Here is a 12,567-nt window from a genome sequence, read left to right on the forward strand (position 1 = left end):
ATTTTACTGTTCTGCCTTCTGTTTCGCAAGCCATTCGGCTAGATGAGTGATTTCGTCATCGGTAACACCTTGGGCTATAGCCTGGTCGTACATCTGTGGCATTCCATTGTAACCCTCTTTAATAATCGTCACAATCTCTTCTTGACTATGCTTGTCGCCGACGCCTCGAAGAGAAGGCGCGTTGCCTTGGCCTTTCATATCAGCTGCATGACAGCCAATACAACCAGCTTTTTTGTAAGTTTCCATCGCAGGGTCATCTTTGTCCACAATCGCGACTTCCTCCTGCTGCTGACCAGGTGCATTAGAAGTAGGCAGCCCCTGTTCATGTTTCTCCAGAGCTTCTTCCTCCCGCTGAATATGCTCCGGCTTCTGTCCTGACGCTTCAAGCTCGTGCTTGTAGTGCGTCCACGCTACGTTTGTCAGATAGAATACCGAGATAACGGATAGTATCATCAAGGCCGAAGCAATAGGACGTTTGTAGAAACGACGTTCTTTCCCCGTATCCAGGAAGGGAGCCAGCAGCAGAGCTCCGAATGCGACACCGCTGACGCCCAGTACTCCCAGCAAGACATAATCTCCTGAAGCATAAGGATATTTCAAATACTGATACAGGAAAAGAAAGTACCAGTCCGGCATCGGGATAACCGATGCACTTGGATTCGCCGGATAACCGAGAGGTGCAGGTTCAGAGATGGTCAACACGAGAATGCCGACCAGAACAACAACCCCGACCATCCACTCTTTAAGCAAGAAGTTAGGAATAAATGCTTCCGATTTGCCGGGATACGCCGTGTAATCAGGTGGAGTAATAAATCCCGACCCTTTGCGGACGCGTGAATCACCAACAAAGATAACCTTTTCCTCATCATTGCTCTTGTGCCCGTGAGCCATTACGTTTCCTCCCTTCTTTGGTTTATAGTGGTCCCGAAATGCCCTGTCTGCGGATCATGATAAAGTGTCCGACCAGAAGCACCAGAAGCACCGCAGGGAGGAAGAAAACGTGCAATGCGAAGAATCTTGTCAGTGTCTGTGCACCAACGATGGTTCCCCCTTGCAGGAATTCTTTGATAATCGGTCCAAGCCAAGGAACGGTATTAGCAATTTCAAGCGTTACTTTTGTTGCAAAATACGCTTTGTTGTCCCAAGGCAGCAAATAACCTGTCAGACCGAGACCGAGCATGACGAAGAAAATCAGCATGCCGACAACCCAGTTCATCTCACGCGGAGCCTTGTATGAGCCTGTAAAGAATACACGCATCGTATGTAGGAACATCATGACGATAACCAGACTGGCTCCCCAGTGGTGCATACCGCGTACGATCTGACCAAAAGCTACTTTCGTCTGCAAATACTCAACACTAGCATACGCGTTAATAATATCTGGTACGTAGTACATCGTCAGGAACATACCTGACAGAATCTGAATAACTGTAATAAAGAACGTCAATCCGCCAAAACAGTATACGAATGCGGAAAAGTGATGAGCCGGGTTAACGTGCTCTGGCACTTCATGATCCGCAACGTCCCGCCATATTGGCGTGATGTCAAGACGCTCGTCAATCCAGTCATAGACATTTTTAAACATCTGCGTTCACGCCTCCTATTTCACTCGGGTGTTCGGAACAATCTCGCCCAGATAAACCCAGCCTTGTTCCTCCTTAACCACATATTCATCCAGCGGTTTCGGGGCTACGGCAAGATTCTTCCCTTCCTTGTCATAGTGCGCGCCGTGGCAAGGGCAATGGTACTCATTCGGATAATTTTTGTCGCTGTTCCAGCCCACTGTACATCCTAGATGTTTACAGATTGGTGAAAGCGCATAAATTTTTCCTTGTTCGTCCTTGCGAATCCAAGCCACCAACGAAGCATTACTCAAATACCATCCATCCTGTTGTTTCAGTTCAAACGTAAATTCTTGAGGTTCATTTGTAATTTTGCTGATTTCAGCTACTTTGACAGAGGTTCCTTCTCCCTTGTGTTGCAGAATAGGGTCCACCGCAAAACGGACCATAGGAAGAATTGCACCGGCGGCCATGTAGGCTGTAGCTCCACCAAGCGTGTAGGTCAAAAACTGCCTGCGCGACATCTCCATTCTGCTTGGCGGTTTCATCGAGGCTTCGTGCTGGTCATGCTCACTGCTCATACTGTCTCCAACCCCCTTTTTAAGCCAACTCTCTCAATCGTTTTCATTATCATAAATTCCACGACTTACTAGAACATACATAATCATATAGTAGGCCTAGAACACCGTCAAGAATTTGTCACACATTTTTAAGCTTCAATTGTAAGCGTTGTTAAAAAACTGTTGGAAATTTGTCACATTTGTCATCAAGATGTCACTTTCTCCACAACTCTCGGATGCATTCCCCGACATATCGGGCTATTGCTCCTTCTTCAAGTTTTTGAGCCAGATCCTGTTGACTCAAAAGTAAATCCGCAGCCGGAATATCCATCTTTGCGAACGATCCATCTGCTGACATAATCACCACATACTTGAATCCAGAATCTTTGAGTTCAGTCGACAAGGTATTTAATGTCATTGACATTTCCGAACTTGAGTAATGAAAGGCCGGGTATGTCATAATCCTACCTTTAAAAGGAATCTCGACCATATCCAGAAAATCTCTCAGCCGTTCCAGCGCTTCCGTCGCTTCAACCGGTGACTGTTTGCCGCTCATAGCCGTGAACGGAACAAGGCATGTATCCAGATAGAGTTGCAGTTCAGCCCAGCTGTCTTGATTCATCTCACTGAATTTCAATTCCCTATATCCCCTTCCTATCCATATTATTCCCATATTATATATGAGCATATGTTATAAAGCCAGATATTCATTCAATTTTTAAGTTAATATAAAAAAATATTAAAAAAAGGAATGCGCGACTGCGCATTCCCTTATTATCCGACTTTCTATTTAAATGGTTCATTATAGATCCGTTAATTGATCGTCCTCAGCTCATCCGTCAGACTTCGGAAAGCTACTTCGTCTCCGGTAGCTAACGCTTTATCGATTTCCAAATAAAGCTTTTCACTTTTCTGTTTGCGAAGCGCCTCGTCCCAAACCATCTCAGCTGCCAGCCCCAACATGACTTCATACGTAACTTTCATTTTATCCAATAGGATGCACCTCCAAAACGGATTTAAGAGCTCCTATATTCTCTTCCTTTGATCACATAACCCAGTGAAGTTCTCGACATCCGCTGCAGATCAGCTTCAGTCAATTCACGAATCACTTTGGCCGGTGTTCCCAAAGCGAGAGTATAGGGCGGAATTTTACTGTTTTCAGTTACCACAGAACCGGCCCCAATCAGCGTATACTCGCCGATTTCGGCACCATTAAGCACGATGGCTCCCATGCCGATCAATGCCCCCGTTCCGATGGTACAACCATGAATGATTGCAGCATGTCCTACGGAGACATCATCTCCCAGAATTAGAGGTTGATCGGTGTTCACATGTCCTACAGCATTATCTTGAATATTACAGCGCTTTCCAATGATGATGGGTGCCAAATCAGCCCGCAGGACTGCATTGAACCAAACGGAAGATTCCTCATCCATTTGCAGATCACCTATCAATTTAGAGCCTTCAGCCATGTATATGGAAGGGTGTAACTGTGGCTTTATACCTTGGTATGGAATTATCATTCGTATCACTCCTTAATTTGGGAGTGATTGTAGCAACTTGTCCTTCACTTGTCAAACGCAATGGGTGTAACTTCAGCAGAGATGGAGCGGCAGGAAGCTGCAAGCTTTGACCCCCAAGCTGTCATTTGCACCGTTTTTCCCAGCTCATGTTCCCCTACACGAATCATGCCCAGATGCAGCATCATTTTAATGATCCGCTTGTCATAAATATCTTCTGCAGTATCGTAGTAAAACGGCTGGATAAATGGCCCAATTTGCTCAAAGAGCGACTCCATGGTGGACCATTCGCCGGCACAGTCGCCGATCCAGTAAACCATCGAGGTCAGGTTTGGAACAGCACCTTTATAAAGTCTTAACCAAAACCGAAACAGCTGTATCATTTCCGCTGCCTTCTCCGCCCCCAACTTCTCTTCACCAACGGTTGTCAGCCGAAGACATCCCTGTTCTTCCCGAATCAATCGATGATGAAACGCATAATCATACACCAATGCAAAGCGATCAGGGTAGTCCTTGAACGAACGACCATATCCGAAGCGCCAACCGGCTCTGCCTACCAGCTCCTCAGGGATATGCAAATGCTCCATAAGCTGCTGCTGTGAGCGACGATACATCATGCCTTCGGCATTCACAGCGATCTCATGCTGTTGCACAAATTGAAGGAACAACTTTAGATCATCTACCATCAGATGATATTCTTCGCGGTACATTGAGGGTTCTGTCGTTTTAACGATACCTGCTCGTAAATGTGTAGATAATACGTCTCTGAACCTTAGTTTCAAATCTTGAGGCACTTGGTAGAGATATCTTGTCTGTTGTGAAGTCCCATTGAAAAGCCAGCCGCTTTTGGTAAATCGAATAATGAGATCACGCGGACTTGAACCTGCCTCACTCTCCTTTTTGTCCATCGATTGACGGGCTATGGCGATGAGCTCCTCCATACCATAAAATTGGCGGGGATCAAATAACAGGTTGTTCAAAAAACGTTGATCCGCCTGGTTCAATTGACGTACCTGTTGCTCAAAGAAAGGTTTACTACCCAATGTCGTGAGGATGCTCTGGATGAGTTCATGTTTGGAATTTGGCTTGCATTCACATTGATAGTAGTCTGCTATTCGATTAAGCTGGCCAATATCAGCAAAAGTCAGCATATCTGCTAGATTCATGGATCCATCGCCTCACCCGTTTCACTGCTTTAGGTTGCTGATCAGCCCTGTAACAGTGTGGTTTTGTAAACATGGTTGACGGATTCTCCACAATCTAAACCTCTTTTTGTAATTTTTTTTGTTTTACCTCATCTTATGCCCCAGGACGATCAATCAGAAGAGAAACAATAGAGTTCATATACGGTTCCGTACAATCTCTCAAAAGTAAATGGCATAAAAAAAACAACCCGAGCTTATCACTCAGATTGTTCTGCGGTATCCATAGTCAGATGTTGCGTGCAATTGTATAGGAGTGGAATCCAGTCGTCACGATCTTTTTCCAAAATGGTCAGCGACAGATTACCAATACGTTCTGTAAATTTGTCTTGATATAATGCTGTTAACAGGTTGGCGAGAAAAGCGCCATGCGTCACAATGAGTACATTTTCATTCGCGTGCGAAGACCATAAATCATCCAGAAAAGCCATCGCACGTAATTGAATATCGACGATATGCTCTTGTCCCAGATCAAGTGTATCCCAGGATTCACCCCACCGGGCAATCCGTTCATCTGAAGTAAGGCCTTCAACCAGACCAAAACCTCGTTCCTTCAATCGTACGTCTGGTTCAAGCATAGGTACATGCAGCATCTGTGAAAGGATCTCTCCCGTCTCCTGTGCCCTTGATAAACCACTCGTCACAATATGATCCCAGTGGTATTCTTCAGACTGAAGACGTCTACCAAGACGTTCTGCTTGCTTGCGTCCTTCCTCATTCAATGGAATATCGGTCTGCCCCTGTATGCGGCCAGCCGCATTCCAATCTGTGAGACCATGACGAACAAGTCCGATCCGCACGTTCATCCCTCATTTCTCCACACGGCGAACGCCAGGTTGAAAACCTACGCACCCACACCTTGTTTACGTTTAGTTGTTGATCGATGCATGCGTCCAAGTGAAAACAAAGCCATCCCTATAGCAAGTAGCGACAAAGCCATCCAATATTGCGGATAAGCTGGCCCCATACTCACAACAAAAGGTTCGATGATACTCCCTTTATCGGCTTGTGGAATGTCGTACTTGTATAATCCCGAGGATGAGGAAGCACTTCCGGCAACCCCAGTCTCCAGTATACCTGTAGTAATAACATTGGACTTCTCAGCTTCTGATACTTCTGGCTTGAACATGGCCATGTACAGAAAGCTGCATAAAAAAATAGCCAGGAATGCTGCAATCCACAAAGACATATGTTTACGGATTGCCGCAGAGAAACGATTAACCTTTGCCTCTTCTGGCAGCAGCCATGGAGACTCCGCGTAAATCCGGTCCATTACGTTTCGGTTGACCCTCTCTGCTTGTTGCTCTGTCACTGGTACCGGGATGCTGTGCAGCAGCATCTGGGCTTCCTCCCAGACTTCAAACTGCTCCGAACACTCATCACATCCAGCGAGATGTGCTTGAAACGCAATTCGCTGTGGATGAGATTCCGGCAAGTCCCAGACCAATGCAAACAGTTCCTGGGCTTCATTGCAATTCATCGGTTCTTCATCCCTTCATATGGCTCGTACATCGGCTCGAAGAAATAAGGCTCCAACTGTGATTTTACGCTTGATCTTGCCCTGAACAAAAGCGATTTAACAGAACTGACGCTCTGCCCCAAAATACCTGCAATTTCCTGATAGTCGAGCTGATCATACTCACGGAGTATAATCGCAGAACGTTGCTTCTCTGGTAGATTGTTAATCGCATCTCTAACCAGCATAACCCGCTCGCTACGCAGTACAGCATGCTCAGGAGCATTCTCCATAGGAGCAACAGGAACTACGCCGCTCTCTTCAAGCGGTACATTTCCACTACGCTGTTTGCGAAGCTCACTCAATACCGTATTTCTAGCAATGGTGTACAGCCAAGTGGAGAATGAAGCATCCACCTCACGGAAAGAGTGTAAACTGCGGAACGCCTTGTAGAATGTCTCAGAACAGAGATCTTCCGCAAGCAGCTCCATATTGGAACTTTTCAACATATGATATACGAAAGCCAGTATTTTACGCTGATAACGACTCATCAGCTCGGAATATAACTCAACGTTACCTTCCTTGATCTCTCGAATCAACTGGGAATCCGTCATTTGAGTGCGACCCCTCCTCGCCCATCCATGTGCTTCTCCCCGTTCGACTCTATCCATGTATTACCGAACAGGCGTAAAAAAGTTGCGGTTTCAACCGCATAAAAAAAGCGTCCAGCGCCTTTCCAGGCCCTTCCGCCAAATTCCCCTATGTAATGGCAATTTCCCCAACGTTTCTACATAACAGTAACATTGTACAACGGTCTGCATCATCCTGGCAAATCCATTGCTATCCACTTTTGTCCGACTTAGCATTTATATGCCATCCATTTCGTTGTCATGACTTCCTCATACAGCCTCTTGGAAAGCCTTGCATACTATAGACGTAATAACATCTAGAAAGGTTACAAAAATGAGATATTTTTTTTGAAATTGTTTTTCGTAGGTTGATCTTCATCATTCATTCATTTACTTCGCGAACGATTTTAATGAGATTTAAAACCTTAATTGCTCCGTTTCTCCTCTAAATCTAAGTTTATACAAATAAATTTGTCTAAAGTGTTGACAAAATGAAAACGTATACATATAATAAAAGTACAGTATGGTTTCTCTCCACTCCTATCCAATAACTGTATTGCTCCACGTGAGCAATGGCCGCTTATGTAAGCGGTCTTTTTTTTGTCTAAAAACGCAGTTCTCCTCAAATCACAAAAAAAAGAGAGCTTTCGCCCTCTTCTTTTCACCTTACACCCACACCTGGTATCCCAAGGAATCCAGCAAAGCCTTCGCTCGTTCCATATCCTCTTCCTGACGGAAAGACAAACGCATAATGCCTGGCACATCGACCCGATTCTCGATAATCTCCAAGTTACTCAAGTTGATATCATTTGCCCCGAGCTCTGTTGCTATTTTACCGATCATACCCGGAGCATCCTGCACATCGGTATACAGATCAAATAAAGGAGATATCATGCCCTTGCGTCGCTCAGGCAGCACACTGCGGAACTCCCGGGCCTGACGAAACGCATCTTCAATGCCTTCCCCGTTCTTCTGTTCTAACATCGTTGTAAAAGAAGACATTTGACTGTTCCAGTCCTTAAGTAGCTCCAGCAATACCTCTCGGTTACTCAGCAGAATATCCCTCCAGACAATAGCATCGCTGGACGCAATCCGCGTGATATCCCGAAAACCACCCGCTGCCAGCATTTTATACAGTGGGTTGGATTCGTTATATTCACGTACCTGATTTACGAGAGCAACAGCAATAACATGCGGCAAATGACTGATGGCACCAACAATATCGTCATGCAGCAGCGGTTCTACCCGCACAATCTGGGCACGAGTGTAGGCTAACAGCTCGGACAAGCGGCCATAAGCCTCCTCAGGCACATGAACGGACGGAGTCAGAACATAATAGGCGTTCTCAAATAATACAGCCGACGCTGCGTCTACACCCGCACGTTCCGATCCTGCCATCGGATGCCCTCCGATAAAGTAAGCCTCTTTTAACCGGATCTGTTCCGCACAGGCTGCAATTGAAGCTTTCGTACTGCCTACATCTGTAATGATGCAACCTTTTTTCAGCGGCAGTCTGGACAGTTGTTCAAAATACGATTCAAGCAAACCAACAGGCACACACAAAAAAATGAAGTCGGCATCCTGCACCGCTTCTTCCAGAGAGAGCGTTGCAGCATCCACTACTCCGCTCGCTATGTACTTGTCTTTTAACTCTTTCAAATGTGCGTATCCCATGACGGTAATCCCCGGCTTGCCTTTAAAGCAAAGCGCAAGAGAACCGCCGATGAGTCCGACACCAATCATTGCAATTTTTATGGTCATGGGTCCTCACTCTTTCATCGCCAGTATTAAGGGCGTGCTGCGACATTCTCCGCCAGTGTGTTCTCCAGCGCCGCTACAAAAGCACGATTCTGCTCCGCTGTTCCCACAGACACACGAATGTACGTTGGATAGACGTGAAAGCCCGAACGAACAATAATGCCCTGCTTCAACAAAGATTGAAACGCTGTGGTGGAAGGCATATTCACATCAACTAAAATAAAATTCCCTTGCGATGGGAAATAAGGTAAACCAAGTCGTGAAAATTCATTTTGCAACCATTCCCGATCTTCTGCATTCCGTTTGGAACACTCCTGAACAAAAGCCTGATCCTGAAGTCCAGCCATTGCAGCAACCTGCCCAAAACGGGAAGTATTGAACGGTTCACGTACACGATTAATCAGATCGATAATCTCCGGACGTGCAATCCCGTATCCTATACGGAGTGATGCCAGACCATAGATTTTGGAGAAGGTTCGCAGAACAACCAAGTTCGGGTAACGATCAATCAGTGTAATACTCTGCGGATAAGCACCGTCAGTTACGAATTCGTAATAAGCCTCATCCAGCACAACCATTACATTTGACGGTACCTGATCCATAAAGTTAATAAGCTCTTGTTCAGAAATAATCGTGCCAGTGGGGTTATTCGGATTGCACACCCAGACTGCTTTGGTTTTGTCGTTGATATGTGCCAGCATAGCCGGCAAGTCGTGAGTTCCGTTTTTTAAAGGCACCTCAATCGTCACAGCACCTTCGATATCTGCATTGCTTTTATATACGGAGAAGGTTTGATCCGCCATAATCGTTTCGTCTCCAGGGAGAAAAAACGCCCGGGTGATCAAAGCAATAATCTCATCCGACCCACAGCCAAAAATCAAATTGTCTCGCTCTACTCCCAAATGCTTGGCAAGCACCGCTGTAAGTTCAGCAGAGCTGCCGTCAGGATAAATGCTTACGTTAGCCATTTCTTTCGTAATCGCCTCTAGCACAGCGGGAGAGCTACCGTACGGGTTCTCATTGGAGGCCAGTTTGATGACGTGCTCCAGCCCCAGCTCACGTTTTACTTCTTCAATCGGTTTGCCCGGCTTATACACAGGCAGATTGACAATCTGGGATTTCGGTTTCAACTTGACCGCCTCCTGTTGACCATAATTAGAGTTAAGATTAAAAGAATAGTTCGAATTATAAAACTATCCTTTTAATTGTGCCACAAAGTTGCGAATTTGCAACAATCCTGCCTCACGAGTATCTGCATTTTCAAGTAGCGGGATCGCCTCTTCTACCTGTCGTACGATGGCACTTCCGACGACCACACCGTCACAGATGCGGGAGAAATGAGCGACCTGCTCATGACTGGAGATACCGAAGCCTACTGCTACAGGAAGGTCTGTCAGCCCTTTTACCGTTTCAATGAAACTTTCTACACCGTTAAAAAAGGATGCACGCTCTCCGGTTACACCAAGAGATGATACACAATAGATAAATCCGCGCGCACCAGTCACAATCCGCTCAATACGGGCATTAGATGTAGGCGCAACAAGCGGAACCAGATGAACACCGGCCTGATCGGCACGGCGACGCATATCCTCAGCCTCTTCGATCGGTAAATCCGGAATAATCATGCCGCTGATATCATGTTTGACCAACTCGTCAAAGAAAATATCCAGACCCGTTTGCAGCACAGGGTTGTAATACGTAAACAGAACAAAGGGTAATTTCACACCTGCTTCACGAGCTTTGGCCGCTGTCTCCATCACCGTACGAATCGTAATTTGGCTTTTCAAGGCACGCTCGGAAGCGCGTTGAATGACTGGTCCGTCGGCGAGTGGATCAGAATACGGTACACCCAGCTCCAAGATGTCTGCTCCTGCTTGTTCAAGTTCCTTGATAATATCAATGGTAGTGTTCACATCTGGATCACCAACGGTAAGAAACGGAATAAGTGCTGTGCGATTTTGTTCTTTTAATTGCTGGAAGGTTTGGTCCATCAGGTTCATTACAAGTTACCTCCCGTATACTTCATAATGGATTCTACGTCTTTATCCCCGCGTCCAGACAGACAGATTACAATGATATCATCCGCTGTCAGTTCTGGTGCCAGCTTCACGACCTGAGCAACCGCATGGGCCGACTCCAGCGCAGGAATAATACCTTCCGTACGACTTAACAATTGCAAAGCATCCAAGGCTTCCTGATCCGTAATCGGAACATATTTAGCCCGTTCAATATCTTTAAGATAGGAGTGTTCTGGTCCAACCCCTGGATAATCCAGACCTGCTGAGATGGAGTGCGCAGGTTGCACCTGTCCATATTCATCTTGTAACAGATAACTCATCGAGCCCTGGAATACACCATGTGTACCTTTGCTCATCGTTGCCGCATGATACTCGGTATCCACACCTTTTCCTGCTGCTTCAACACCGACCAATTTTACATCCTGATCTCCGATAAAAGGGTAGAACATACCGATGGCGTTACTTCCGCCGCCAACAGCCGCTACAATAACATCCGGAAGGCGTCCTTCAATCTCCTGAATCTGACGACGTGTCTCGTCTCCGATCACGCGCTGGAAGTTACGCACCATCATTGGATACGGGTGAGGTCCGACAACAGATCCCAGCACATAGAAAGTATCTTCTACATTACTGACCCAATAACGAAGCGCTTCGTTACCAGCATCTTTCAATGTACGTGTGCCGGACGTTACCGGAATGACTTCTGCTCCGAGCAATTTCATGCGGAATACATTTAGCTGTTGACGCTGGGTATCTTCCTCACCCATGAATACTTTGCACTCCAGTCCGAGCAATGCCGCAACGGTTGCCGTTGCAACGCCGTGCTGGCCTGCGCCGGTTTCCGCAATGACTTTCTTTTTACCCATCCGTTTGGCAAGAAGACCTTGTCCAATCGCATTATTAATTTTATGTGCACCTGTATGATTCAAATCTTCACGTTTGAGATAAATTTTCGGTCCGCCCAAGTGGCGAGATAATTGTTCTGCGTGATAAAGCGGTGTCTCCCGCCCAGAGTATTCACTCAGTAAATAATTCAGTTCTTTGTTAAACTCTTCATCTTCAGAGAAGCGGCTGTACGCTTCCTCTAGTTCAATCAGTGCGTTCATTAGTGTCTCGGGTACAAAACGGCCTCCGAAAAGACCGAAACGCCCATGTTCATCCGGCAATTGGTGTGTCATGCCTGCTTCACCCTTTCAACAAATGCTGTAATTTTGGATATATCTTTCAGACCTTCCGTCTCCACGCCACTTGATACGTCTACGCCATAAGGTCTGTACGTTTGAATTAAATGTTGTACATTGTCCGTCTGAAGTCCGCCTGCAACAAACAGAGCAATACCGCGTTCAGCAGCCCATTCTGCGTATACAGGTATACGTTCCCATGCAAATGTTTTGCCAGAACCGCCACCATACAAAGGATCAAAGGTGTCCAGCAAGATCGCGTCAACGGATCCCACGTAATCATTTAACCGTTGCAAAGCGGCATGATCCGCATCCTGTTCTGTTTCGTCTTTTGGAAAAGAAACGACCTTGAACACATCTGCATGCCAGAGCTCTTTCACTTGTAGACAGAATTCTGCACTTTCCTGCCCATGCAACTGGATGACATCCAAAGACACTGTTTCCATCACATGTTTCAGTTCTTGCATCGTCGGATTCACAAAAACACCAGCAAGTTTCGGCCGTTCATGTAAAGGCCATTCAAACAAAACCGATCTTAACTCCGCTGCCTTCTCAGGAGTAATTTGCCGTCTGGACTTGGCAAATACGACACCGATATAGTCCACAGGCAAGTTTATCATCGATTTTAGCACTTCAACGTCCTGAAGTCCACATATTTTTACGGCCGCCGGCAACAAGTTC

15 protein-coding genes are annotated in these 12,567 nt (G+C 46.1%); all 15 read right to left on the reverse strand.

Translation table 11 applies throughout. The features are described 5' to 3' along the window. Positions 1–3: 3 nt before the first annotated feature. The 15 genes from AC1VYS_RS17565 to AC1VYS_RS17635 all read right to left on the reverse strand — a co-directional run bounded on the left by AC1VYS_RS17565 (position 4) and on the right by AC1VYS_RS17635 (position 12,563). Complete coding sequence (locus AC1VYS_RS17565; protein WP_482910785.1) at positions 4–891, reverse strand: c-type cytochrome; 888 nt, start codon at positions 889–891, stop codon at positions 4–6. A 22-nt stretch (positions 892–913) separates the two neighbouring features. Then, a complete protein-coding gene (qcrB, locus tag AC1VYS_RS17570; RefSeq protein ID WP_017687726.1) occupies positions 914–1,585 on the reverse strand; it encodes a menaquinol-cytochrome c reductase cytochrome b subunit in 672 nt (223 codons plus the stop codon). 15 nt (positions 1,586–1,600) lie between these two features. Further along, positions 1,601–2,143 (reverse strand): QcrA and Rieske domain-containing protein, encoded by a 543-nt coding sequence (locus AC1VYS_RS17575; protein ID WP_441922452.1) that lies wholly within the window; start codon positions 2,141–2,143, stop codon positions 1,601–1,603. 193 nt (positions 2,144–2,336) lie between these two features. Further along, entirely contained in the window at positions 2,337–2,744 is a 408-nt protein-coding gene (locus tag AC1VYS_RS17580; RefSeq protein ID WP_482910786.1) for a DUF2487 family protein, read from the reverse strand. A gap of 191 nt (positions 2,745–2,935) precedes the next feature. Next, a complete protein-coding gene (locus AC1VYS_RS17585; RefSeq protein ID WP_090917186.1) occupies positions 2,936–3,115 on the reverse strand; it encodes an IDEAL domain-containing protein in 180 nt (59 codons plus the stop codon). Between the two features lie 23 nt (positions 3,116–3,138). Beyond that, positions 3,139–3,645, reverse strand: coding sequence for a gamma carbonic anhydrase family protein (locus AC1VYS_RS17590; protein ID WP_441922448.1), 507 nt, complete (start codon positions 3,643–3,645; stop codon positions 3,139–3,141). Positions 3,646–3,689: 44 nt separating this feature from the next. Further along, positions 3,690–4,808, reverse strand: coding sequence for a hypothetical protein (locus AC1VYS_RS17595; protein WP_482910787.1), 1,119 nt, complete (start codon positions 4,806–4,808; stop codon positions 3,690–3,692). Positions 4,809–5,044: 236 nt separating this feature from the next. Beyond that, a complete protein-coding gene (locus tag AC1VYS_RS17600; RefSeq protein WP_482915038.1) occupies positions 5,045–5,644 on the reverse strand; it encodes a histidine phosphatase family protein in 600 nt (199 codons plus the stop codon). A gap of 44 nt (positions 5,645–5,688) precedes the next feature. Next, positions 5,689–6,324, reverse strand: a complete 636-nt coding sequence (locus tag AC1VYS_RS17605) for an anti-sigma factor family protein (RefSeq protein ID WP_482910788.1) — start codon at positions 6,322–6,324, stop codon at positions 5,689–5,691. Continuing rightward, positions 6,321–6,914, reverse strand: coding sequence for an RNA polymerase sigma factor (locus AC1VYS_RS17610; protein ID WP_482910789.1), 594 nt, complete (start codon positions 6,912–6,914; stop codon positions 6,321–6,323). Before AC1VYS_RS17610 ends, AC1VYS_RS17605 begins: the two co-directional genes overlap by 4 nt. Before the next feature lie 681 nt (positions 6,915–7,595). Then, the gene (locus tag AC1VYS_RS17615; protein ID WP_482910790.1) at positions 7,596–8,690 is read right to left on the reverse strand and encodes a prephenate dehydrogenase; all 1,095 of its coding nucleotides are present in this window, start codon (positions 8,688–8,690) and stop codon (positions 7,596–7,598) included. Positions 8,691–8,716: 26 nt separating this feature from the next. Next, positions 8,717–9,817: a histidinol-phosphate transaminase gene (gene hisC / locus AC1VYS_RS17620; RefSeq protein ID WP_482910791.1), complete on the reverse strand. Its 1,101-nt coding sequence runs from the start codon at positions 9,815–9,817 to the stop codon at positions 8,717–8,719. A 63-nt stretch (positions 9,818–9,880) separates the two neighbouring features. Beyond that, positions 9,881–10,687: a tryptophan synthase subunit alpha gene (trpA, locus tag AC1VYS_RS17625; RefSeq protein WP_482910792.1), complete on the reverse strand. Its 807-nt coding sequence runs from the start codon at positions 10,685–10,687 to the stop codon at positions 9,881–9,883. Then, entirely contained in the window at positions 10,687–11,883 is a 1,197-nt protein-coding gene (trpB, locus tag AC1VYS_RS17630; protein WP_145331732.1) for a tryptophan synthase subunit beta, read from the reverse strand. Before trpB ends, trpA begins: the two co-directional genes overlap by 1 nt. Further along, positions 11,880–12,563 (reverse strand): phosphoribosylanthranilate isomerase, encoded by a 684-nt coding sequence (locus tag AC1VYS_RS17635; RefSeq protein WP_482915039.1) that lies wholly within the window; start codon positions 12,561–12,563, stop codon positions 11,880–11,882. Before AC1VYS_RS17635 ends, trpB begins: the two co-directional genes overlap by 4 nt. Positions 12,564–12,567 lie beyond the last annotated feature (4 nt).

This window comes from Paenibacillus sp. G34 (genome assembly GCF_056856875.1).